Source organism: Mycobacterium neglectum, from assembly GCF_002591975.1.
GTDB classification, from domain to species: domain Bacteria; phylum Actinomycetota; class Actinomycetes; order Mycobacteriales; family Mycobacteriaceae; genus Mycobacterium; species Mycobacterium neglectum.
In genome coordinates this window covers 97,508-120,386 of sequence record NZ_NVQE01000001.1, presented here as the reverse complement: position 1 = coordinate 120,386, position 22,879 = coordinate 97,508, and the positions used below count along the sequence as shown (strand labels likewise).

Annotated in this window: 18 protein-coding genes and 1 pseudogene; 9 read left to right on the top strand and 10 right to left on the bottom strand. The window is 65.4% G+C overall.

What is annotated here, in order from left to right:
* The first annotated feature begins 72 nt into the window (after positions 1-72).
* Positions 73-1,632: a glutamine-hydrolyzing GMP synthase gene (guaA, locus tag CSQ99_RS00535; protein WP_099037088.1), complete on the top strand. Its 1,560-nt coding sequence runs from the start codon at positions 73-75 to the stop codon at positions 1,630-1,632.
* Here the strand turns inward: guaA and CSQ99_RS00530 are convergent, their stop codons facing one another.
* From CSQ99_RS00530 to CSQ99_RS00495, 8 genes are all read right to left on the bottom strand, one after another.
* Positions 1,633-2,565: a MerR family transcriptional regulator gene (locus CSQ99_RS00530; protein ID WP_176560802.1), complete on the bottom strand. Its 933-nt coding sequence runs from the start codon at positions 2,563-2,565 to the stop codon at positions 1,633-1,635. It abuts the gene before it with no gap.
* Entirely contained in the window at positions 2,562-4,070 is a 1,509-nt protein-coding gene (locus CSQ99_RS00525) for a flavin-containing monooxygenase (protein WP_099037087.1), read from the bottom strand. The genes CSQ99_RS00530 and CSQ99_RS00525 overlap by 4 nt, the downstream gene beginning before the upstream one ends.
* Positions 4,070-4,990: a reductase gene (locus CSQ99_RS00520; protein ID WP_099037086.1), complete on the bottom strand. Its 921-nt coding sequence runs from the start codon at positions 4,988-4,990 to the stop codon at positions 4,070-4,072. Before CSQ99_RS00520 ends, CSQ99_RS00525 begins: the two co-directional genes overlap by 1 nt.
* 10 nt (positions 4,991-5,000) lie before the next feature.
* Positions 5,001-5,834 (bottom strand): SDR family NAD(P)-dependent oxidoreductase, encoded by an 834-nt coding sequence (locus tag CSQ99_RS00515; protein WP_176560824.1) that lies wholly within the window; start codon positions 5,832-5,834, stop codon positions 5,001-5,003.
* 5 nt (positions 5,835-5,839) lie between these two features.
* Positions 5,840-6,820 carry an alpha/beta hydrolase gene (locus CSQ99_RS00510; RefSeq protein ID WP_176560801.1) on the bottom strand — a complete coding sequence of 327 codons (981 nt, stop codon included), beginning with the start codon at positions 6,818-6,820 and terminating at the stop codon, positions 5,840-5,842.
* 104 nt (positions 6,821-6,924) lie between these two features.
* A complete protein-coding gene (locus CSQ99_RS00505) occupies positions 6,925-8,844 on the bottom strand; it encodes a DUF2339 domain-containing protein (protein WP_099037085.1) in 1,920 nt (639 codons plus the stop codon).
* Positions 8,844-10,448 (bottom strand): S53 family peptidase, encoded by a 1,605-nt coding sequence (locus CSQ99_RS00500; RefSeq protein ID WP_099037084.1) that lies wholly within the window; start codon positions 10,446-10,448, stop codon positions 8,844-8,846. The genes CSQ99_RS00505 and CSQ99_RS00500 overlap by 1 nt, the downstream gene beginning before the upstream one ends.
* Positions 10,449-10,519: 71 nt before the next feature.
* A complete protein-coding gene (locus CSQ99_RS00495) occupies positions 10,520-10,768 on the bottom strand; it encodes a hypothetical protein (RefSeq protein ID WP_099037083.1) in 249 nt (82 codons plus the stop codon).
* A gap of 276 nt (positions 10,769-11,044) precedes the next feature.
* Between CSQ99_RS00495 and CSQ99_RS00490 the strand changes: the two genes are divergently transcribed.
* The 3 genes and pseudogenes from CSQ99_RS00490 (at position 11,045) to CSQ99_RS31190 (ending at position 13,604) form a co-directional block, all read left to right on the top strand.
* Positions 11,045-11,782 carry a hypothetical protein gene (locus CSQ99_RS00490; RefSeq protein WP_099037082.1) on the top strand — a complete coding sequence of 246 codons (738 nt, stop codon included), beginning with the start codon at positions 11,045-11,047 and terminating at the stop codon, positions 11,780-11,782.
* A gap of 29 nt (positions 11,783-11,811) precedes the next feature.
* The gene (locus CSQ99_RS00485; RefSeq protein WP_099037327.1) at positions 11,812-13,347 is read left to right on the top strand and encodes a DNA polymerase Y family protein; all 1,536 of its coding nucleotides are present in this window, start codon (positions 11,812-11,814) and stop codon (positions 13,345-13,347) included.
* 30 nt (positions 13,348-13,377) lie between these two features.
* Positions 13,378-13,604: pseudogene (locus CSQ99_RS31190) on the top strand (DUF6480 family protein).
* Positions 13,605-13,610: 6 nt separating this feature from the next.
* On the opposite strand, the gene CSQ99_RS00475 reads toward CSQ99_RS31190, so the two are convergent.
* Positions 13,611-14,597: a nucleoside hydrolase gene (locus CSQ99_RS00475; protein ID WP_245908614.1), complete on the bottom strand. Its 987-nt coding sequence runs from the start codon at positions 14,595-14,597 to the stop codon at positions 13,611-13,613.
* A gap of 73 nt (positions 14,598-14,670) precedes the next feature.
* Entirely contained in the window at positions 14,671-16,695 is a 2,025-nt protein-coding gene (locus CSQ99_RS00470) for an SDR family oxidoreductase (RefSeq protein ID WP_099037080.1), read from the bottom strand.
* Between the two features lie 101 nt (positions 16,696-16,796).
* Here CSQ99_RS00470 and CSQ99_RS00465 point away from each other — a divergent pair, with 101 nt between their 5' ends.
* From CSQ99_RS00465 to CSQ99_RS00445, 5 genes are all read left to right on the top strand, one after another.
* The gene (locus CSQ99_RS00465; RefSeq protein WP_099037079.1) at positions 16,797-17,666 is read left to right on the top strand and encodes a MaoC/PaaZ C-terminal domain-containing protein; all 870 of its coding nucleotides are present in this window, start codon (positions 16,797-16,799) and stop codon (positions 17,664-17,666) included.
* A 110-nt stretch (positions 17,667-17,776) separates the two neighbouring features.
* A complete protein-coding gene (locus tag CSQ99_RS00460) occupies positions 17,777-18,664 on the top strand; it encodes a universal stress protein (RefSeq protein ID WP_099037078.1) in 888 nt (295 codons plus the stop codon).
* Positions 18,661-20,178, top strand: coding sequence for an APC family permease (locus CSQ99_RS00455; protein WP_099037077.1), 1,518 nt, complete (start codon positions 18,661-18,663; stop codon positions 20,176-20,178). The genes CSQ99_RS00460 and CSQ99_RS00455 overlap by 4 nt, the downstream gene beginning before the upstream one ends.
* Positions 20,179-20,242: 64 nt before the next feature.
* Positions 20,243-21,307: an NAD(P)-dependent alcohol dehydrogenase gene (locus tag CSQ99_RS00450; protein WP_099037076.1), complete on the top strand. Its 1,065-nt coding sequence runs from the start codon at positions 20,243-20,245 to the stop codon at positions 21,305-21,307.
* Between the two features lie 115 nt (positions 21,308-21,422).
* Entirely contained in the window at positions 21,423-22,808 is a 1,386-nt protein-coding gene (locus CSQ99_RS00445; protein WP_099037075.1) for a DUF222 domain-containing protein, read from the top strand.
* The last annotated feature ends 71 nt before the right edge of the window (positions 22,809-22,879 follow it).

Genomic DNA, 22,879 nt, shown 5'->3' with positions numbered 1-22,879 from the left:
AGTTTCGTCCCCGGGCATACTTGAGGCATGAGCGTGGACGTCACGGGAGTTCGCGCTGATTAGACTGTCCGGGTGACAACAGGTCCTCCCCGTCCCGTGTTGGTCGTCGACTTCGGAGCGCAATACGCGCAACTGATTGCTCGCCGTGTCCGCGAAGCGCGCGTCTACTCCGAGGTGATTCCGCATACCGCGACCGTGGAGGAGATCAAGGCCCGTGACCCACGGGCCATCGTGCTTTCCGGCGGCCCCTCGAGCGTGTACGAAGACGGCGCGCCGCAGTTGAACGCCGAAGTATTCGACTTGGGGGTGCCGGTATTCGGCATCTGCTACGGCTTTCAAGCGATGGCGCAGGTGCTGGGCGGTACCGTCGCTCGTACCGGGACCAGCGAGTACGGCCGCACTCAACTGGAAGTTACTGGGGGAGAACTCCATTCCGACCTACCCACGACCCAGCCGGTGTGGATGAGCCACGGTGACGCCGTCACCGCCGCCCCTGAGGGCTTTGACGTGGTTGCCACCAGTTCCGGCGCCCCCGTCGCGGCGTTCGAGAACAGGTCAAGGGGCCTGGCAGGAGTGCAGTACCACCCCGAGGTGATGCACACTCCGCATGGCCAGCAGATACTCAGCCGGTTCCTGCATGAATTCGCCGGTATCGACTCGACGTGGACGCCGGCGAACATCGCCGACGCGCTCGTCGACCAGGTGCGCGACCAGATCGGCGACGGGCGGGCGATCTGCGGTCTATCCGGCGGCGTGGACTCCGCAGTGGCCGCCGCACTGGTGCAGCGGGCCATCGGTGACAGGCTGACGTGCGTATTCGTCGACCACGGTCTCTTGAGAGCAGGGGAACGGGCGCAGGTACAGCGTGACTTCGTCGCGGCCACCGGTGCGAATCTGGTCACCGTCGACGTCGCCGACCGATTCCTGGAAGCGCTGTCCGGCGTGACCGACCCCGAGGGCAAGCGCAAGATCATCGGCAGGCAGTTCATCCGCGCGTTCGAGGGTGCTGTCCGAGATATCGTGGGTGATACCGGTTCTGAGGTCGACTTCCTGGTGCAGGGCACGCTGTACCCCGATGTCGTGGAGTCCGGCGGCGGGTCGGGAACTGCAAACATCAAGAGCCATCACAACGTCGGCGGACTGCCAGACGACCTCAAGTTCAAACTTGTCGAGCCGCTTCGGCTGCTGTTCAAGGACGAGGTCCGCGCGGTCGGGCGAGAACTCGGCCTACCCGAGGAAATCGTTGCACGCCAGCCGTTCCCGGGCCCAGGACTTGGCATCCGGATTGTCGGCGAGGTGACCGCTGTGCGGCTGGAAACGCTGCGGCGTGCCGATTCGATCGCGCGGGAGGAACTGACCGCTGCCGGACTGGACCACCAGATCTGGCAGTGTCCGGTGGTGCTGCTTGCCGGCGTCCGTTCGGTGGGAGTTCAGGGCGACGGCCGCACCTATGGTCATCCGATCGTGCTTCGCCCGGTGTCCAGCGAGGACGCCATGACCGCGGACTGGACGCGGGTGCCCTACGAGGTTCTGGAGCGCATCTCCACGCGTATCACCAACGAGGTCCGCGAGGTCAACCGTGTGGTGCTGGACATCACCAGCAAGCCGCCCGGCACCATCGAATGGGAGTGATCAGGCGTCCTCGTGGTTTTCGGGGACGGGCGGTTCCTTCTCGATGAATTCGCCGAGGATCTGACCGACAGTCGTTTCGATCGTCGATTCGATGGAGAAGGCCAACGTGGCCGACACCGCCGAGACAGCCTGGGTGCGGAAGCGCACCAGCATCGTGATCAGTTCGGCCACTTCGGTATCCGGCGGCAGTGCGGCACCCGGGTTGACGCGGTGCAGAACCTCCTCGATACCCGCCTGCACCAGCATTCCGCTGATCTGATCGAGCAGTGGCGAGATCTGTTCGTGTAGGTCGATCAGTTTGTCGGTGGCAACACCGTACTGTCTGATCTCGTTGAACGCCTCGATCAGCTTGGGGCGCACCACGACTGCCTCGCCGTCCTCCAGCTTGATCACGCCCAACCCGACCATGCGGTCGAATCCGGGGTCGTCATCGACCAACCGCCTGGCGTCGGCCACGCTCATCCGCTCGGGTTTTTCCGTCGCCCAGCTGCCGGCGATCGCCGATTCGATTCCCAGCATGTCGCCCAGGTTCTTACCCTGCTCCCAGGCCGACAGCATCTCGTGGACGTGGGCGATGTTGTAGCCGCGGTCCAGCATCGAGGTGATCAGCCGCAGCCGCGTCAGGTGCGTGTCGTTGAACAGCGCGATACGCCCGACCCGCAGTGGCGGGTGTAGCAGTCCGCGGTCGCGGTACACCCGGATGTTGCGTGTCGTGGTGCCCGCCGTACGTGCGAGATCGTCGATGCGGTACTCACCAGAGGTCGCTTCGGCGTGCGGATGAAGCACCGCCGCATCGAACAACTGCGATACGGCGGTCTCGATGACGTCGCGGGAGCCGCGCCGCACGCGGCGAGGTGCGCGCCGCAGGGTTCTCAGTATCGCCGAGATCGCCCCCGCCTGTTGGCGCGGTGGCCTGTCGGGCGGATTGGTCATGCGCTTGAGCGGGCGCTGCTGCCAGTGCGCACGCCGTGTTCCACGGCGACGTAGTCTCTGAATCGAAAGTCGCGCATCTGACGAAGATACTGCGTGGCGAAGCCGGGGTACATCGAAGCGTTGAAGCCGTCGGCCGTCAGATACCAGCTGCTGCATCCCGACATCCACGTCGTCTTGATCAGGCGCTGCTGGATGCGCTCGTTGTAGCGCTGCTGGACCTCTTTGCGCACATCCAGATACTTCAGGTTCTCCTTCAGAATCGTGGTGATGCCGTTGACCGCGTAGTCGAGTTGGCCCTCGACGTAGACCAGCAGCGAGTTGTGGCCTGGCCCCGAGTTGGGACCGGTCATGAAGAACAGATTCGGATAGCCGTTGGCGTTGATGCTCTTGTAGGCCTGCGCACCCGCTGCCCACTCCTGCGACAGTGAGCGGCCGCCGATACCGGTGACCTCATACGGCGGCCCCGTCAGATGCACGTCGTAACCGGTGGCGAAGACGATGCAGTCCAGATGGTGCTCGACACCGTCGCTGGTACGAATGCCCACCGGACTGACCGTGGCGATCGGCCAGTCGATGAGCTTGCAGTTGTCCTGCTGTAGCGCCGGGTAATAGTCGCTGGAGACGAGCATCCGCTTACAACCCGGGGTGAAATCCGGTGTCAGCTGCCGCCGCAGCCAGGGGTCGGACACCTGCCTGCGCAGGTGGGCCTTGCCCAATCTGGCGACCAGCCCCGTCAGCGGTGTATTCCACACCATTGCGGTCGCGGTGATCTCGTGGCCCCAGTAAAGGGCCTGACGCGCAAGCTCTTGAACGGCAGGCACTTTGGCGAACAGAGTCTGTGCCGCAGCCGGGGTGGCGATGTCGAGTCGTGGCAGCATCCAGCCCGGCGTGCGCTGGAAGACCTTGACGAACTCGGCCTGCTTGACCAACTCCGGCACGATCTGAACGGCACTGGCGCCGGTGCCGATGACGGCGACTCGCTTACCGGCGAAGTCGTAGTCGTGGTCCCACCGCGCGCTGTGGATGGTGTGTCCCCGGTAGGTGTCAAGACCGCGGATGTCGGGCACCTTGTGGTCGGGCAGCGGACCCGATGCCAGCACGACGGTGCGTGCATGAAAAGTCTTGGAGCGTTTATCTTTTACCTTCACCGCCCAGACGCCGGTCTTCTCGTCGAAGTCGAGACCGTTGACTTCAACGCCGAACTGGATCCGGCGTCCGATGTCGAATTTCGCGGTCATGTCCTCGATGTGGCGGCAGATCTCGTCAGCCGGAGAGTAGGCCCGAGACCACGACGAGTTCTTGACGAACGAGTACGAATACAGCAGAGACGGAACATCGCAGGCCGCACCGGGGTATGTGTTGTCCCGCCAGGTACCGCCGACCCGGTCGCTGCGCTCCAGAATGGTGAAGTCGTCGACGCCGGCCTGGCTGAGTTTGATCGCCGCGCCGATGCCGCTGAATCCCGCACCGACAATGAGTGTGTCGTAGATGTGGGTGCTCATCATCAGGCCGCCGGCTCGTGGGTGACCTCTTTGACCCAGCTCGGTACCGAGGGCAAAAGCGGCCGCGGATACCGGTCGGAGATCCAGACCATGGAGTTGGCCAGCAGATGGTAGGGATGACGCGGGTTGGTCACCACCCCGGCATAGCGCCGCAGGAACAGGTAAGTCGGTACCCGGTGGGTGTATTGGCCGCGATCGCCGAGTTCCTTGAATCGCTTCACTGCCCTGTACAGCCGCTCGGGCTCCATGCCCATCGCGGTGATCTCGTTGCGAATCCGGTTGATCAGCGGTGCACCCATGATCGCGCCGATGATGAGACCCGGGGTGGCATTGTGGCCCACGAAGTCGATCAGCAACCGCCGGATCTTGGCGTGACCGATCATGTCGAGCACCTCGAAATCGACTACAAGATGCCGAGATTCGTCGTTGTTGATCTTCTCGAAGACCTGATGGCACACGGGATCGTGTACCTCGTCGAGCAGGAACTTCAGCAGAGCGCCGTCGAGCGCCACCTCGAGCATCGGAATGACCGTGCCCAGCAGCGACAGCGGCATATCGTCCGCCCAGCGGTCCAGCCAGTCGATCGCCAGGCGGATGTTGACATTGGGTTCGGGGACCTCGCCGTCTTCGAGCATCCCCCAGCGCTTCATCAGCGCGAGTTCGGCATTGGCGTGCCGCTGTTCCTCGGCGTGGAAGTAGCGATAGATCTCGGCGATCGTCGGCGTCGGGGCCTTCTTGGCCAGCGCCGCGAAGCCGCGGGCACCGATGTTCTCGATCCAGCAGAGGTCGGCCATGAAGGCCTTGAGCTTGGGCCGCTGTTCGTCGGTGATCATCTCGGCACCCGGCGCATCCCAATCGATGTCGGCCAGCGCCCACTGCCGGTCCTTGATCTTGTCGAGCATCACGTCCATGTTGATGGCCATCTCGATCCTCCTACGGTGTCGTCACTCGGGTGGTGAGGCCGACGGCGCGGGTGTACACCGTCGGGGTGAGACGTTTGATGCCCCAGCCGATTCGGGCGTCGGGTTGCGGCATGCAGTAGAGGCCACCGCGGTCGAGGGTGTCCAGGCAGGTGCGGGCCACCCGTTCGGGAGAGAACCCGGTCCAGCGCATCAGCCGATCGGCCAGTTGCGTTGACCGCTCCGAGATCCGGCCCGCGTCGACGATATTGGTCTTGACGAAGGTCGGGCACAGCACGGTGACGTTGACGCCGGTTCCGGACAGTTCGGCGGCCAGCGTCTCGGATAACGACAGCGTGCCCGCCTTGCTGACGTTGTAGGCGGCCATCCCCGGTGCCGCGCCGAACGCCGCAGCGGAGGCGACGTTGATGATTCCGCCATATCCGGCCTCGCGCAGGATGGGCGCAAAGACATGGCAGCCGTAGATCGGTCCCCAGAGGTTGATGTCGAGTACCCACTGCCAGTCGTCGAGGCTCATCTCGCCGATGGGTAGGCCGCCCGCACCCACTCCGGCGTTGTTGATCACCACGGTCGGCGGGCCGCCGAACCAGGACTGGGCCTGGCTGGCGAGCGCGGTGACGTCGTCGATCTGCGAGACGTCGCAGCGCAGCAACGTCGCTTCACCGCCGGCGGCGATGATCGCGTCGGCGGTTGTGCGGGCGGCGTTCTCGTCGATGTCACTACACACCACGCGGCCACCTCGTTTGGCGAGTTCGACGGCGAATGCCGCACCGATGCCGCTGCCCGCGCCGGTGACTACTGCCGCGGCGTCATGGCTGCGTTTCTTCGACGGTCCGAACAGGCCCACAAACGTCACCCCGCTGCCTGGTCGATGGTGTTGTCGTGCAACGCCTGTGAGACGAACGTTGCCATTCGGCGCATCGCCGGTCGCGCCTCGGGTGTCAGCCGTGGAAGCGCCTGGAAGACGTGAACCTGATCCGGCCACACTTGGAGTTCGCAGGTTCCGCCCGCGGTACGGATGTCCGCGTCGAGGGCGTGAGCATCGGCCCGCAGCATCTCGGCGCCGCCGGCCTGGATCAGCGTGGGGGGCATGCGGCGGCCTCCTGCGACATCGAGGGTCAGCCGGCGATGGCCCAGATCTGTTCCGCTGCAATACAAGCCGATGAGCTTCGCGGCATCCGAGGCCCTGATTGCCGGGTCGTTCCGCAGCGCCTCGCGGGCGCGGGCCAGCCCGAAAGTGAGGTCGAACAGTGGGGACAACAAGGCCATCGCGGCCGGATGCGGGACACGGGCCTGCAGCAAAAGGTCTACGGCGAGGTGGCCACCCGCGGAATCACCGGCGATGACCATCTGGTCGGGGTCGAGGCCGCATTCGGTGCGCAACCAGTCCCAGCCCGCGCGCACATCGTCGGCGGCGGTGGGGAAGTGGTACTTCGGAGCCAGCCGGTAATCGATACAGAACACCGGACGTCGCGTCAGCCGGGACAGCCAGGCGGTCAGCCTGCGGTGGGTTCGCGGTGAACACAGGGCGTAACCGCTGCCGTGGATGTAGTAGATGGCACTCTCGCCAATGCTTCCGGGGTCAGCGCGCACCCATTCCCCGACCACCCTGCGGCCATCGGCGAGCCGGACGTCTACGGGCTCGACCCGGGTGCCCGCCAGTGAGGGCCCGAAGGTGTCCATGACACGCGCCACGATCTGACGCGAAGCCCATAGTCCCCAGGCTCGCTCCGGTGGCAACATCGCGCTGATCTGCCGCAATGTCACGCTGCTGATCGTGGCGGCGCCGCGGGATCGCAACGATCCACGGGCGGGAAGGGACTGCTCGGGCATTCGGACCTCCATTGGTCGAGCGCACGATGAGTACACCCCCTATTGGTGACATTTGTCAATGTCACCATTTGGCATTGCCGAAGCACGACGTGACGAAAGGTGCCTTACCGGGGCGGGTCGCCGCGCCAGCTGAAACTGTTGACGTACTTGCCCATATCCAGTGCCAACTGGAGATTGGCGGCCGAGGGCTTACCGGAACCGAAGTCCGGTCCGAAGGCGCGGTACGGGCCGACCGCGGCGGCAACCAGGGCCAGATCGTTCTTGATGGCGACCATCACGATGACGCGCATCCGCGAGTAGCTGGTCATCGCACCCTGCGGCCAGCAATCGGCGGCCAGCCCATATCCGTGCTGATAGCCGACCAACGTGTTCGGGATCTCGTACGCGGTCCTGGTGTCCGGGAAGGTCTGGTTCACCAGTTCGACGGCGATCTCCTTCGGGGTGAGCCCGGCCGCGGGACGGCTGAACAACTGCATGGTGCCACCATCGCCGGCCTGCAGTACCGCGGTGATCCCGTTGTCGTTCTTCGTGACCTCGTAGGCCGCCCCCTCGACCGGGTACGACACCGAGAACGCCCCGTCGGCGGCGGTGAACCGGGGGTTGATCTCCACCGCGCGGTTCATCGGCGGGCTCCCACAGTCCGGCGGGCAGACGTACTTGGGCGCGGGTTTGGAGATCGCCGCGGACAGGCCGACCAAGCCGCCTGCCAGCACGACGATCGCGATCCCCAGTACCAGCACCACTTTTCGGAACGACGTCTTCGGCGGTTGGGTCACCTCGAACGCGCCGGATTGCAGCGAGTAGCCGGGCAGCAATCCGACGATTATCTCTCCGTCGGCGGGCTCCTCGGTGACCCGAATCGGACGTTCCTCGCGCCGCGTCCTGCGTGATCGTCGTGACGACGCGTGCATGGCAGCACCGCACCGTGCGCAGAACGGTGCGTCGGGCACCACGTGATTGCACTCCATGCACAGCAAAGCTTCGTCGCTGTGCATCTCGTCCTGCGCCTCGTGCAACAGTGCCAGGTGCAGACCGATCCGCAGCGCGAGCAGCGCGAGTCCGGTGAGCGTCAGGTGCAGTGCCAGCTGCCACCACTGTGGAAAGCGGGCGACGTCGACCAGGCCCAGCCCGACATAGACGGCGATCACCAGCAGCGCGATCACGATGAGAGTTACCCCGACGAGGCCGCGGTTCTTACCGACCTTGCTCGGCGGTCGAGTGAACCACAGCGCGGTGCCGATCAGGCCACCGACGGCGGCGGCGGTCAGCGGCATGGCGATTCCACGGATTCCGGCCTCGACGAGCAGTCCATCCAGTGGACGGATGCGGTTGACCATCCCGGTGGTGAACTGTGGTGCCAGCCGGGTCAGGGTGGCCGCTGCGGTGAACGTCAGGGCGCCCAGCGCGCCGATGGCGTAGCCGTCCAAGGCTTCCCGGTTGCCTCGCCAGGCGAACCGGGCCACCAGCGCTGGCACCAGCATGAGCAGCATGCTGCCCAGCGGCACCCCGATACCGTCGCGCAGAATTCGTCCGCTGGCGATCCCCGCGCCAAGCGGAACGCCGTAGGCGCGGGCCACTGCGGCACCGGTCAGCAGTACCCAGCCGACTCCGAGTACGACCCCGAGCGTCACCGTCAGCGCCAACGTGCTGCGTGGGATATCGCGGGATACACCGGATTCCCGAAGGTACAAGGCGAATAGCAACGGGAGGCCGAGTGAGGCGATCGCGATGAGAGCGGCGGGCATGCGCATGAACGTCGCGACGGTCAGGGCAGCCACGAGCAGCACCAGGCCCATCAGGAACACCTTGCGCGACCGCGGCGGGAGGTGTGGGAACAGAGAACTCGTCAGCGCCGGCGACAGCAGACGTTGTCCGGGTGCGGCGCTGAAGGCGCGGGCGCGCAACCAGTGCGGGCCGTCGCCACTTTTGTGCTCCGCCAACGGGACGCCGCACAGTCCGCAGTATTCGCCTGCGGGCACATCGATCTGGCAGACCGGGCACTCCATCATGCCTGGGGCGCTCATCAGGCCGACACCTTCTGGGCGATCTGCAGGTTGCGAACCAGGTTGTCGACATCGGGGGTGCCCAGTCCGGTGACCAGGTCATAACCCGGGGCGGCGAGGTCTACGGCGTTGCCGCCCAACGTGATATCTCGGAAGGCGGGCCGCGGCGCACCCTGGGCGATGCGGTACAGCAGCGGATTGATGTCGCCGATCAGCGTGCCGCCGTTGTCGAGCAGATACTGATTCATCAACGCTGTCAGCCCGGCCCAGATGGGCGCCGACTGCGAGGTGCCCCCACCGGCGACGATCTGGTCGTCGAGCACGATCTTCACCCCGGTGAACGGGTCGGCCACCGCGGCGATGTCCGGTGTCATGCGCTTGCCGGTGTTGCGTTCGGACGGGACCGTGAGGGCGGCCTGGCGCTGCCAGGGCGGCAGATCGAACAGTGTCGATACGCCGCCACCGGTGCCCTGGGACAGCGGTACATCAAACCAGGTCTGTTCAGATACCCACGCTCCGTTTGCATCGGTGGACAGCGTGGTGCCCCCGACACTGGTCATCTCGGGCAGCGAGGCAACCGAGTCGAGGCCGATGTCCTGTTCGCTGGGTGGTGATGACCAGTCCTGTCCGCCTCTGCATTCCATGCCGGCGAGATCACCGCTGGCGTTGAAGGCGGTGGTGCCGTGGCTCTGGGCCGTGCGCAGCGCGGACCGTATCGGAGCAAGGTCGGCGGCGGTGATGAGTTTGTCGCAGCCCCAGCCGATGGAGAAGCTCCATACCGCACCGGGGAACTGCCGGTCGGTGTCCTCGAGCATCTCGCCGATCTTGCGATATCCGCCATCACCTTCGACGGTGGGACGAGCGTTCACCACGACCTTGCGGGCGTCGGGCGCAATGGCATGTGCCACTTGGAGATCCATCGACAGCTCGCCGCGTGATTCGCCGGGCAGTCCACCGACCACCTCCGGAGTGAACTGCGGCAGGCCGAAAGTGGTGGTGAACTTGTCGAGGTCGGATTGATTGAAACCGTCGAAGGCGAATATCACGATGGTGATCCCCTCGCCGGTGATTCCGGCCCGGGCCAGATCGTCGGCGTTATAGGTGTTCAGCAGCGCGTCGGGGGCCAACCCTTGGTCGGGGACATCGAGTGGGAAGTGGTCGGGACGTGACATGTGATGCGGTGTGTAGCTGAGGATTCGGCCGATTTCAGACACCTCGTCACGTAGGTGCTCGGGCACTGAAGGCTGATGCGGCGAGGCGTAGAAGTGCTGGCCTTTCCTGCCCTGATAGTCGCGCACGGAGACGTCGAATGCCCGTTCGACGGCATTGGGCGATCCCTCGACGACCACCCAGTCGTCGCCGGGACGCCACTGGACCGACAGCGCCTTTTCGCGGGCCCAGTCCATCAGGGCCTGCGGCTCCGACTGATCGGTGAGGCTGGCGGTGAGTTGGATGCTCTGTTCGCGGGCCGGCCCGAGATCGGTCGACGCGGCAAGCAGCGATGCGTACGGGCCCTCGATGAGCTTGTCATCAAGGGGCTCCTGGCCCACGCGCAGGTCGGCGGCGAGCGCCAGGGCTCCGACGAGAAGCACAGCCGACAGCAGGCGAGCGGTCACCGTACTCATGATTCCAGTGCGATCTAAGGGCGGGCCCGAACGGTGTTCGGACCCGCCCTCAGTGTCTAGGTGTCGCTCAGTTATCGGTGGCTCGGGTTGACGGTCGCCCGCGGTGCCGTCACCGGCGGAGTGAAGATGTCGCCGCCGTCGGGTGCCCGCTTCTCGGTCGGAGTCAGCGGGGGCGCCGTCGTGGTGGTCGTGGTGGTGGTCGATGTCTCGGGGGCCTCGTCGCTTTCGGTGCTGCACGCAGCGGTGAAGCCGATCATCGCGAGGATGGCGGCACCGCCAACCGCTGCCGAAATCCGACGACCCAGACGCTTTGATGCCATGTTCGGTCCTTTACTGGTGTTCCCGTTGTGGTGATCTTCGGTCGGCGCGGACGTCCGCGAAAACCGTGTGCAGCAGGTCCCATTTCGAGACGGGATCTGGTGTCAGAAACTGTAACGCAGCGCCTGTATCAGCGCATTCCCTTATCTGGGAGTGATTCTGTGATGCCGCTGTGGGCGTCTGTCTCCTCTTGACTGTCCAGCCCGGCGCGGTGTTTACTCAAGGTTTCGAACATATGTTCGAAAATTGTTGTTTCGAATGATGCTGGAGGTGCTGCTGTGGCGGTGGCGACGGATCTGAATCGGCACCGAAAAGAGCGTGCTGAACAGGTAGAACAACTACGTCGCAGGATAGCCGAAGTCTCCGGGAAGATGGAAACCCCGGGTGCGTGCAGGGTCTCTGCGAGTGGCACGAATTCTGCGCAGGAAACTTTGCTGGAGACCTTGGATCCGCCGATCGGCCCATCCACCGATGCGTTGCCGGAGCAGCCGGTGTCCGGCACCCTGCCACGGCTGTTGCCCAGAGGGACGGTGGCGGTGCTGTCCGGGGCCAGGTCGCTGATGCTCAGGATGGTGGCTGCGGCCACCGCGGAGGGGGGTCATGCGGCGATCGTCGGGCAGCCCGACGTCGGCCTGCTGGCGGCGGTCGAAATGGGTGCGGATCTGAGTCGGATTGCAGTTATTCCCTACCCCGGTTCCGATCCGGTGGAGGTGGCCGCGGTTCTGTTGGACGGTCTGGATCTGGTGGTGCTGGCGCTGGCCGGCCGTTCGGTGCCGATGAGCAGGGCGCGGGCCGTGACCGCTCGCGCCAGGCAGAAGGGGTGCACATTGCTGGTCACCGGAGGCGATTGGCAGGGCGCCTCGGTCCGGCTGGATGCCAGGGTCTGTGGCTACGAGATGGTCGGCACCGATGGTGGCACGGAGATTTCCGGTCGGGGGCGGATCGGTCGGGTGCGGTTGGATACCCGGGCCAGGAGCCGGACTCCCGGGCTGCCACGCATCGCAGTCGGCGGCTAACGGTGTCGCGAGTTCTCGCGCTGTGGTGCATGGATTGGCCTGCGGTCGGCGCGGCAGCCGCGGCCGGACTGCCTGCCACCGATCCGGTGGCGGTCACCCTGGCCAACCGGGTCATCGCTTGTTCGGCAGCTGCGAGGGCGGTAGGGGTGCGGCGCGGGCTGCGTCGTCGTGAGGCGCAGGCCCGTTGCCCGCAACTGCATGTCGCCACCGCCGATCCGGCGCGCGATGCCCGCCACTTCGAGGGCGTGACAGCCGCGGTGGACGAATGGGTGCCGCGAGCGGAAGTGTTGCGGCCCGGTCTGCTTGTGGTGTCGGTCCGGGGTGCATCGCGGTACTTCGGATCCGAGCAGGTGGCCGCCGAGCGACTGGTTGACGCGGTGGCCTCGGCGGGTGCCGAATGTCAGACGGGTATCGCCGATCAGTTGGCCACCGCGGTGTTCGCGGCCAGGGCGGGGCGCATCGTCGAGCCAGGCCAGGACGCGTCGTTTCTGTCCGTGCTGTCCATCCGGCAGCTGGCCACCGAACCCAGTCTTTCCGGAGCCGGTCGCGAGGATCTGGCAGACCTGCTGTGGCGGATGGGAATCCGCACTATCGGGCAGTTCGCCGAGTTGTCGCGAACCGATGTGGCATCCCGGTTCGGTGCGGATGCGATCAGTGCCCACCGGTTCGCGTGCGGGGAGTCCGACCGTAGACCGTCCGGGCGGGACCTACCTCCGGAGCTCGATGCCGTGATGAACTGCGATCCGCCGATCGATCGGGTGGATGCGGCGGCCTTCGCGGGCCGCTCCCTTGCCGGTGAACTGCACCGCAGTCTGGAAGGCGCCGGCGTGGGCTGCACCCGGCTCGCCATCCAAGCCGTCACTGCCAACGGTGAAGAGCTGAATCGGGTTTGGCGTTGTGCGGAACCCCTGACAGAGGATGCCACCGCTGATCGAGTGCGCTGGCAACTGGACGGCTGGCTGACCCGGCGCCGTGACGACCGGCCGACTGCCCCCGTCGTGGTGCTGCGCCTGCATCCGGTGGAAGTGGTGTCGGCGGGAGCTCTACAGCTTCCGCTCTGGGGATCATCCGGCGACGACGACCGGTTACGCGCTCGGCGGGCACTGGTGCGGGTGCAGGGTCTGTTGGGGCCCGAAGCGGTTCAGGTGCCGGTGCTCAGTGGTGGCCGCGGACCGGCGGAGCGCATCACTTTCACCGCGCTGGGGGACGAGCCGGTTCCGCAGGCCGACCCGACTCAGCCTTGGCCGGGTCAGCTGACTCAGCCCTCGCCGGTGGTATTGCTCGATGATCCGGTGGAAGTTCTTGACGCACAAGGAAGACCGGTGCGGGTAACGCATCGCGGATTGTTCTCATCGGATCCGGCGCGGCTGGAATCTCCGGGGCACGGCGGGAATCTGAGCTGGTGGACCGGGCCCTGGCCGGTCGACGAACGCTGGTGGGATCCGGAACGCAAGCCGGTGGGCCGGACCGCGCGTGCCCAGGTGCTGGTCGATGGCAAGCCAGGGCGGGCTCTGCTGCTGTGCTACCGGCAACGGAGCTGGTATGTGGAGGGTATCTACGAATAGATGTGGCCAGATGGGGTACGCGCATATGGCATGACTGCACAGCCCCCAGATCCCGATCCGGCACACACGTCAGGCCTCGAACCCGGCGGTGGAGTTGCGCCAGGTTCCACACCGCCGGATTCGGCGCAGACTTCTGGCCTTTCGGCCCCGCAGCCGAAGCCCGTCGAAAGTTCACGCCCGCCGTCGTCGCGAGCCTCATTGCCATCGCCATTTTCATCCTGTTGTTCCTCGCGACAGCGCTGGTGCTGGTCTGGTAACGAAGTTCAGATCAGTCGCTTCGCGAACGCACCGACCCGGCTGATGAACCGGTCGAAGAACATCTCCGGGTCAACGCCAACACCTATGAGCGCATTGGGCTCCCGGCCCCACCGGTTGCTCCAGTCCGCGATTGTCATGCCTCGGGTCAGTGTGCCGGTCAGTTCGACGTCGACGGTGACACGTCGGTAACTGACCAGATCGGGATCCAGCACCACCGCTGCGGCCAACGGGTCGTGCAGATGCGCCAGATAGCCCTCGTTCTGGTCGAAGTGGAACTCGAAATAGAACCGCATCGCGTCCTCGAGAACCGCGATCAACGGATTGGAGGCAACCGACCGAGTGCCCCGGTTGTCCAGCACGCTCATCGGAATCGACGACGACGCCGCCACCGTCGCGAGCCGGCTCAGCAGCGTCGGCGTCATGGCGATGTTCTCGGTCAGGTTCAGGCCGAGCATGATTGGGAGATGTTCCGGCGGCTTCAGCCCCCACGCCGCCCCCCACACAGCGAAGACCTCGGCGGCGGCCTCAGGATCCACGCTGACGTTCCATTCCGCGACCGGTGTGGTGTTGCCTCGGTAGTCGAATGCGCCGCCCATGATGACAAGACGACGCAGCAGCCTCGGCAGCGCCGGTTCCTTCCGCAAAGCCAGTGCCAGGTTGGTCAACGGGCCGACGACTACCGCGACCAACTCACCGGGATGTTCGTGTGCCGCACGAACCCACGCGTCGGCGGCATCGTGTGCGGTGGGCCGACGGTCGGTCGCGGGCAACTGCGCGTAACCCATGCCCTTGGGTCCGTGGGTGTCTTCGGCGGTGCGCAACGGTGTCTTGATCGGATGCTCGGATCCCTTGGAGACCGGGATGTCCAGTCCGCAGAGTGCAAGCAGACCCAGGTTGTTCTCGCAGACCTGTTGCGCGGGAACATTTCCCGCAGTCGAGGCAATTCCGACGACGTTGGCGTCCTCGCTGGCGAACAGGTACACCAACGCCATCGCGTCGTCGACGCCGGTATCGACGTCGACGAAGACAGGTAGCGTCACGCTGCCAACGATAGGACCATCCAGGTCACCAGTGCACGCCGGGCACCAGGCGTAGCGCACGTTTGGCCGGGCGGGACACGACCCGCGGGACACGTACCCGGGGCACCGTGGCGCGCGCGGGCCGCTTCGGGCGGCGTTCGGGGGCGGGCTCGGATGCTTCGGCCCCGCGGGCGGCCGCCGAATCCGGGTAGCCCAGATAGATCTGGTGCAGGACCCGCCGCGACAGTTTGGGGGTGAAGTACATGCCGACGTCGGCCAGCGTTCCGACGGGGGTGTCGATCCTCGCGGGTTTGTCGACCAATCCTCGCACCACCATCGCCGCAGCGTGCTCGGCGGTGATCGGGGGTATCGGGTTCAGGCGTCGCGACGGCGCGATCATCGGCGTCTTCACCAACGGCATATGAATGCTGGTGAAGGTGATGTGATCGGAAAGCGTCTCGCTGCCAACGACTTCGGCGAATGCGTCCAGCGCCGCCTTGCTGGGGATGTACGCGCTGTACTTTGGGCTGCTGGCCTGCACGCCTGCGCTGGACACGTTGACGACGTGCCCGAATTTCCGCCTCCGCCAATGGGGCAGCAAGGCGAGCACCATCCGCACCGACCCGAAGTAGTTGACCGCCATCACGCGCTCGTAGTCGTGCAGTCGGTCGGTTGATGCCGACACCGAACGACGGATCGACCGTCCTGCGTTGTTGACCAGATAGTCGACATGCCCGAACCGGCCGAGGATGTCTTTGATGGTGGCCTCGACGGACGTCGAGTCGGTGACGTCGCATGTGAACGCGTGCGCCTGTCCGCCCGCCTCGCGGATTTCGGCGATGAGCTGGTCGAGCGCTTCGGCGTTGCGTGCCAACGCAAATACCGTCGCTCCGCGTTCGGCGACAGCCACCGCCGACGCCCGTCCGATCCCACTGGATGCGCCGGTGATGATGACGTGCTTGCCCACCAGAGGCCCCGCGGGGTCGTCGCGACGCGCGCGATCGGGATCCAGGTGCTCGGCCCAGTACTGCCACAGCTTCGGGGCATATGTCGCGAACTCCGGCACGGTGATGCCGGTGCCGCGCAACGCCTCGTCGGTGTTGTCGGACGTGAAGGTTCCGAATAGGTCGACGACGTCGAGGACTTCGGCGGGAACACCCAGTTGGGTGGCCGCCATATTGCGCAGGATCTTGGCGCGCCCGGTGGCCCGCACGATCGGTGTGGCGACGCCGCGCGGCAGTGAGCCGAGCAGCGGCGGCAAGCCGGCGGCTTTGGCGACGCCACGGTAGATACCCTGCAGCCCAATGGTTTTCGGTGCGGTGAGGTGGAACGTCTGCCCGTCGCGGTCGGGTTTGTGCATGAGATGGACAGCGGCTTCAACGACAAAGTCCACCGGAACGATGTTGGTGCGACCGGTGTCCGGTAGCACCATCGGGGTGATACCGGGCAGTCGCGCCAGCTTGGCCAGCACGCCGAAGAAGTAATAGGGCCCGTCGACCTTGTCCATCTCACCGGTGCGCGAATCGCCGACGACGACCGCGGGCCGGTAGATCCGGTACCGCAGCCCGTGCGCCGAGCGGACCAGCAGTTCGGCCTCGAACTTCGTCTGGTGATACGGCGTCGGCAGCTCCTGCGCGACGTCGAAATCGTCCTCGGTGAACTCGCCCCGGTAGGCGCCGGCCACGGCGATCGACGACACGTGGTGCAAGGTCGCATCGAGCCGAAGGGCGAGATCGATGACGGCACGGGTGCCGTCGACATTGGCGGCACGCTGGTCGGCCTCGCCGACGGTGATGTCGTAGATCGCTGCGCAATGCACGATGTGCTCGACGGTGCCGAGTTCGGCGACGGCTTCGTCGCTCAGCCCGAGGTCGGGTGAGGTGAGGTCGCCGACCAGCGGCTTAGCGCGCTCACCCCACGGGTGGTCGCCTTCGGTGGCGAGTCGCTCGAACCGCTCGAGCGACTCACGCCGGACCAGAACCCACACCTCGGCGTCATCGCGGCTCGCCAGAATCTGCGACACCACCCGCCGGCCAATAAACCCGGTACCGCCGGTAACGACATAGCGCATGCCAGCCATGGTCACCCCTGGCGGGGGAAACGTCAATGGCTGGATCGCCGGCTCGCCGGCGGTGCTGTGTATGGTCCGACACACCAGCGAAGGGAGCCTCGATGCCGCTCGACCCGAATGCCATAGGTGCGAAGACGGAACCGCAGCTTTTCAAATGGACCGACCGCGACACCATGCTTTATGCGCTCGGCGTGGGCGCGGGACTCGACGATCTGGCGTTCACCACAGAGAACAGCCACGACACCCCGCAACAGGTGCTGCCGACCTACGCGGTCATCGCGTGTCTGCCGTTCGCGGCTGCCGCCATGATCGGCAGCTTCAACTTCGCCATGCTGCTGCACGGGTCCCAGGGGATCCGGCTGTTCAAGCCGCTGCCACCGGCGGGCCGGCTGAGCGTCGTCGCCGAAGTCGCCGACATCCAAGACAAGGGCGAGGGCAAAAACGCCATCGTCATGCTCAAGGCGACCGGCACTGATCCCGACTCCGGCGAGGTCATCGCCGAAACGCACACCACGGCGGTCATCCGTGGCGAGGGCGGATTCGGCGGCCAGCCCGGGCAACGACCATCGGCGCCGGAAATCCCAGACCGCGAACCGGATTCGAAGATCGCGCTGCCCACCCGCGAGGACCAGGCGCTGATCTACCGACTGTCCGGTGACCGCAATCCGCTGCACAGTGATCCTTGGTTCGCACGCGAGCTGGCCGGCTTCCCGAAGCCGATCCTGCACGGTCTGTGTAGCTACGGCGTCGCGGGCCGGGCGCTGGTGGCCGACCTCGGTGCGGGTGATGCGACGAAAGTCAGCGCCATCGCAGCCCGATTCACGTCGCCGGTGTTTCCCGGCGAGACCCTGACGACGTCCATCTGGCGGACCGAGGCGGGACACGCGGTGTTCCGCACCGAGGCGTCGGATCCGGACGGCTCGAACGCGCGCTTGGTGCTCGAGGACGGCAGCGCCGAGTACAGCGCCTGACTCCAGCACCGGCCAATTTCGCGGAAGCGCGTCTAACCGCGGTCCCGCGTTGACAGGATTCACCACACGACGTCCGTACAGCGGTGTGCGAGATGGAGGGTGGTTTGGTTATGAAGCTGGTCGTTGGTTATCTGGCAACGCCGGGAGGCGCCGACGCGATAGCGCTGGGGGTGCGGCTGTGCCGCACACTCGGCGCCGAGCTAGGGGTGAGCATCATCTTGCCGCCGGATCGCGTGGTGCCTTCGCTTGTGCCGGTCGGTGGGTACGACGAACACCTCGCCGAGCAGGCCGAGCATTGGCTTGCCGAAGCGCGCGCGTCGATACCCGCCGATATCGTCGTGGGCACCCATGTCAGCTTTGACGACTCGTATGCCGACGGGCTGATCAAAGAGGCGGCACGGGTGCAGGCCGACCTGATCGTCGTCGGCGGCTCGGGCGGTGGCCTGGCGGGCAGCTACTCGTTGGGGTCCGTCGTCAACGAGCTCCTGCATTCGGCGCCGGTTCCTGTCGCCGTGGCACCGCGGGGTTGCCGCTATTGGTCGACCGACCATGTTCGCGAAGTGACGTGCGCGCTCGGTGAGCGTGCAGGCGCGGACCTGCTGCTCGACACGGCGGTGCGGTTCAGCCGGGCCGCAGGAACTCCGTTGCGGCTGGTGTCCCTGGTCGCGCTTGACCCGATGTTCGGCACGCTTCGTGGGGATGACGACGCGGTCCGTGAGCATGCGCTCGTACATGCCCGGCAGACCCTCGAGACAGCGAAAAGCAAACTCCCCGCTGACTTTCCGGTGGCATCGACGATTGTCGACGGCCGCACCGTTGAGGAGGCGGTCAGCAAGCTCCAGTGGCACGACGGCGACCTGATCATGGTCGGGTCCAGCCGGCTTAGCGCGCCCAAGCGCCTGTTCCTGGGTTCCACGGCCGCCAAGATGCTCCGAGTGCTGGACGTCCCGATGGTGGTCGTTCCGCGGGATCAGTTCGAAGCCGGCGACCTGCCGTGAGTGAAACTCAAGAGGACACCGGCCTCGTCTCGAAAGGCCTCGCGACCGGCAAGGTAGGCACCTTGTCCGGTGCGATCCTCGGCATTGCTTCCGTCGCACCCGGATACACGCTCACCGCGAGCATCGGCCTCATCGTCGCCGCGGTCGGCCTGAAGATGCCGGCGATCTTCATCGCCGGATTCATCCCGATGTTCCTCACCGCCTACGCGTATCGTGAATTGAACTCTCGCGCGCCTGACTGTGGAGCCTCGTTCACCTGGTCCACCAAGGCATTTGGGCCGTACATCGGCTGGATGTGCGGCTGGGGAATGGTGATTGCCACCATCATCGTGCTGTCCAACCTTGCAGCGATCGCAGTGGAGTTCTTCTACCTGTTCATCGCGCGGATCTTCAACAACCCAGACATCGCCGACCTGGCCGACAACAAACTCATCAACATCGTCACAACACTGGCTTTCATTGCGATCGCCACGTTCATCGCCAGCCGAGGTATAACCACCAGCGAATACGTGCAATATGTGCTCGTGGGTTTCCAGATGGTGGTCTTGCTGGCATTCGCAGCGATGGCGATCCTTCACGTCGGTCGTGGTGACGCTCCTGCCGGACTCTCCTTCAATCTAGATTGGTTCGATCCCTTCACCGGACTTGCGATGGGTGCCTTCATTATCGGCGTGACGGGGTCCATCTTCGCGTTCTGGGGCTGGGACACGTGCCTGACCCTCGGTGAGGAGAGCAAGGATCCGACGCGGGTGCCAGGCCGGGCCGGACTCTTGTGCGTGTTGACGATCCTGTTGACCTACCTGCTGGTCGCGGTGGCGGTGATGATGTACGCCGGGGTCGGCGAAGAGGGTCTGGGACTTGGCAATCCGGAAAACTCGGAGAATGTGTTCGGTGCGCTTGCCGATCCCATACTCGGTGGTTTCGGCGGTCCTGTGCTGTTCCTGGCCATCTTCGCCTCGTCGGTGGCCAGTCTGCAAACCACATTTCTACCAGCGGCTCGCACCATGCTGGCGATGGGCGCATATAAGGCGTTCCCGGCCAGGTTCGCCAATGTCAGCCCCCGCTTTCTGGTGCCCGCCTACGCGACGGTGGTGGCTGGCGTGATCACCGGCGCGTTCTACACCGTCGTGAGCCTGCTCTCGGAGCATGTGTTGCTGGATACCATTGCCGCACTAGGCATCATGATCTGCTGGTACTACGGCATCACCGCGTTCGCCTGTGTGTGGTACTTCCGTCGCGAGCTGTTCAAGAACCTCCACAACGTGGTCTTCAAGTTCCTCTTCCCGTTGCTCGGCGGGCTCGTGCTCGCCGCCGTCTTCGTGATCTCGATTCGCGAGAGTATGAACCCGGAGAACGGCAGCGGCGCCTCCATCGGTGGGATCGGCCTGGTGTTCTACATGGGGTTCGGCATCCTGTTGTTCGGTGCCGTGCTGATGGTCATCTGGCGATTCCGAAGTCCCGAATTCTTCGAGGGGCGCACCATGGCTGCGAGCAATAGTCGCGCCCGCTCCTGAAACGGGCACAAATCGAGCACGAATACGCCACTGGAACGGTCTGCGTTTGCGGTTGACTCTTTCCATGCAGATGCGTGCGGCCCGAATGCACGGGTACAACCAACCGTTGAAGATCGAGGATGTGCCGGTTCCCGATATCGGCCCCGACGATGTTCTCGTCAAGGTCGCCGCGACAGGCATGTGCCGCAGCGACTGCCAGCTCATGGAGGGCTACTTCACCCACGGTGCGCCACTGACGGCCCCGATCACTCCTGGGCATGAGGTCGCGGGACGGATCGCCGCGCTCGGCGCCGACGTGGCAGACGGTCTCGCCGAAGGCGATCTTGTGGTGGTCAACCCGAACTGGGGCGACGGGACGTGTCGGCAGTGTCGCGAAGGCAACGAGCAGATATGCGGCAACGGACAGATGGCCGGATTCGGGCCGCCCGGCGGGTTCGCGGAGTACATGCCCGTTCCGTACCGCCACGTCATCGCCGTTCCGGACGGGGTCGACACACGGCCCGAAACGCTGGCACCACTGACCGATGCGGGGCTCACGCCGTACCGCGGGATGAAGAAGCTGCGGCAGGCCGGAAAACTCGGCGCGGGCCGCACGGTCGTCGTCAACGGCATCGGCGGTCTCGGGAGCTACGGGGTCCAATACGCCCGTCTGCTCGGCGGTGGTGCGACCGTCGTGGCCTTCGCGCGCAGTGACGAAAAGCTTTCCCTGGCAATGGAGAACGGTGCCCACCACACCGTCAACACCCGCGGCAAGACAGCCGAAGAGGTTCAGGACGCACTCGAAGACCTGACGGGCCGGCGCGACGCCGACGCGATCCTCGACTGCGCCGGAGCCGAAGACGGCTTGGCGCTTGGCGCGGCGGTCCTGGCCCGGGAGGGCGCGCTCACCTGCGTCGGTCTCATGGGTCAGAAGGTGGTCTTACCGCTGCTGCCGTTCACCAACGGAGAGAAGTCGTACTTCGGCTCGTTCTGGGGTAACTACGACGATCTCGGCGAGGTGCTCGCACTCGCGAGTCAGGGACTCATCAAACACACCGTTGTCCCTGTCGCACTCGATGACATCAACGGCAAGCTGGAGGCATTGGCGCGGGGAGACGTCGTCGGTCGCGCTGTCGTCGTCTTCGACTAGCACCTGGCACTGACATTTTGGTGGGTCTATCCCCAATCGGGGATTGATCCACAGGTTTGGCTCGGTGGGATCGGGGCCGACCGGTTCTGGCGGTCGGTGTCATTAGCGTTGTGGTATGGGCGAATTCATCACCGGATCGGCAGCGCGCGAGCGGTTTCGTGTACTGCTGAATCAGGTCGATGCCGCCTACACCGAGATGCGTGAGTTGTCCTCCGACGAGGTGGGCAGCCTGTTTCGCGTCGAGATGGCCGAGCGCCTGGAGACGCAGGAGCGCACCAACCGCGGATTGATGTATCGGGTGTTCGGCCAGATCGCCGACCCGCCGGATGAGGTGGGATTGGTCAGCGGGCTGATCGACAGTCTGTGGGCGCGTCTGCACATACCGCGCAACGAGATCAAGCGGCGAATGAAAATGGCCGAGCGCATCCGGCCGCGCCGTCAGCTCACCGGTCCGCCGCTGCCACCGGAACTCCCACTGGTCGCCGACGCCGTTGCGGCGGGTGCGGTCGGTGAAGACCATCTGCAGGAAATCAAAAGGACGATGGACAGGTTGCCGTCGTGTGTGTCGGCAGAAGACCGGGTGGAGGTCGAACGTAGCCTGGTCCGCGAGGCGGTCAAGAACGACGCCGAGATCGTGAAGGCGGCCGGCCGCCGTATAGATGAGATCTTCAATCCTGACGGTGATTTCGATGAAGCCGACCGCGCGCGTCGGCGTGGCATGGTGCTAGGGCGGCAGGGGCCCGACGGGATGTCGCGGTTATCCGGGTGGATCGACCCGGAGACCCGCTGCTATGTCGAAACAACCACTGCCGCGGTGCGTCCGGGCCGACATCTGCCCGACGGGGCACTGACCGAATCGCCCGATGACCGCAGCACTTCACAGCGGCGTCACGACGGCATCAAGCTCGGGCTCAAAGCCGGTATTGCGTCGGGGCAGTTGGGCGCCCACCGCGGTCATGCCGTCACCGTGATCGCCCGCACCACATTGGCAGAACTCAACCAGGCCGCCCACGCCGTGATCGATCCCGACATTCCGATGCCCTCGCCGGCGCGCACCGGTGGCGATACCGCGCTGCCGATGCGTGATCTGATTCGGATGGCTACCGACGGCATCCATTACTTGGCCGTATTCGAGGATCACAGCGAGCGGCCGATCTACCTCGGTCGTCAGAGGCGTGTGGCAACCGCCGACCAGCGCATCATCTGTTATTCACGCGACGGCGGATGCACGCGCCCGAATTGTCTTGAGCCCGGCTATCACTCCGAGGTGCACCACAGCACCGACTGGGCCGTCGGCGGCGCCACCAACGCCGACCTTCTGTTCTTCGCCTGCGGGCCCGACCACGCGGAGGTGAGCAAGGGCCGATGGCGGACGACGGTCACCGACAGTGGGCGGCTGGCGTGGACGGACGGGACTCGACCTCCCGAGATCAACCAGGCACACCATCCCGAAGAACTGCTGCGTAGCGATCCCGACCCGCCGGACCACGCGGGGGAGTAGGAGTCGCATGACTACCAGGGCTGTTGGGCGGCGCGGCGTCGACCCGTCAGCGTCGGCGCCCTCTGAGCAGA

What these genes read in the sequence shown, in the direction of transcription:
- CSQ99_RS00445 (WP_099037075.1), top strand. Translation starts at nt 21,423, where the DNA reads ATGGGCGAATTCATCACCGGATCGGCAGCGCGCGAGCGGTTTCGTGTA.
- CSQ99_RS00495 (WP_099037083.1), bottom strand. Translation starts at nt 10,768, where the DNA reads ATGGCATCAAAGCGTCTGGGTCGTCGGATTTCGGCAGCGGTTGGCGGT.
- CSQ99_RS00475 (WP_245908614.1), bottom strand. Translation starts at nt 14,597, where the DNA reads ATGGCGTTGGTGTACCTGTTCGCCAGCGAGGACGCCAACGTCGTCGGA.
- CSQ99_RS00505 (WP_099037085.1), bottom strand. Translation starts at nt 8,844, where the DNA reads ATGAGCGCCCCAGGCATGATGGAGTGCCCGGTCTGCCAGATCGATGTG.
- CSQ99_RS00510 (WP_176560801.1), bottom strand. Translation starts at nt 6,820, where the DNA reads ATGCCCGAGCAGTCCCTTCCCGCCCGTGGATCGTTGCGATCCCGCGGC.
- CSQ99_RS00520 (WP_099037086.1), bottom strand. Translation starts at nt 4,990, where the DNA reads ATGGCCATCAACATGGACGTGATGCTCGACAAGATCAAGGACCGGCAG.
- CSQ99_RS00485 (WP_099037327.1), top strand. Translation starts at nt 11,812, where the DNA reads ATGGATTGGCCTGCGGTCGGCGCGGCAGCCGCGGCCGGACTGCCTGCC.
- CSQ99_RS00465 (WP_099037079.1), top strand. Translation starts at nt 16,797, where the DNA reads ATGCCGCTCGACCCGAATGCCATAGGTGCGAAGACGGAACCGCAGCTT.
- CSQ99_RS00460 (WP_099037078.1), top strand. Translation starts at nt 17,777, where the DNA reads ATGAAGCTGGTCGTTGGTTATCTGGCAACGCCGGGAGGCGCCGACGCG.
- CSQ99_RS00500 (WP_099037084.1), bottom strand. Translation starts at nt 10,448, where the DNA reads ATGAGTACGGTGACCGCTCGCCTGCTGTCGGCTGTGCTTCTCGTCGGA.
- CSQ99_RS00470 (WP_099037080.1), bottom strand. Translation starts at nt 16,695, where the DNA reads ATGCGCTATGTCGTTACCGGCGGTACCGGGTTTATTGGCCGGCGGGTG.
- CSQ99_RS00450 (WP_099037076.1), top strand. Translation starts at nt 20,243, where the DNA reads ATGCAGATGCGTGCGGCCCGAATGCACGGGTACAACCAACCGTTGAAG.
- CSQ99_RS00525 (WP_099037087.1), bottom strand. Translation starts at nt 4,070, where the DNA reads ATGATGAGCACCCACATCTACGACACACTCATTGTCGGTGCGGGATTC.
- CSQ99_RS00530 (WP_176560802.1), bottom strand. Translation starts at nt 2,565, where the DNA reads ATGACCAATCCGCCCGACAGGCCACCGCGCCAACAGGCGGGGGCGATC.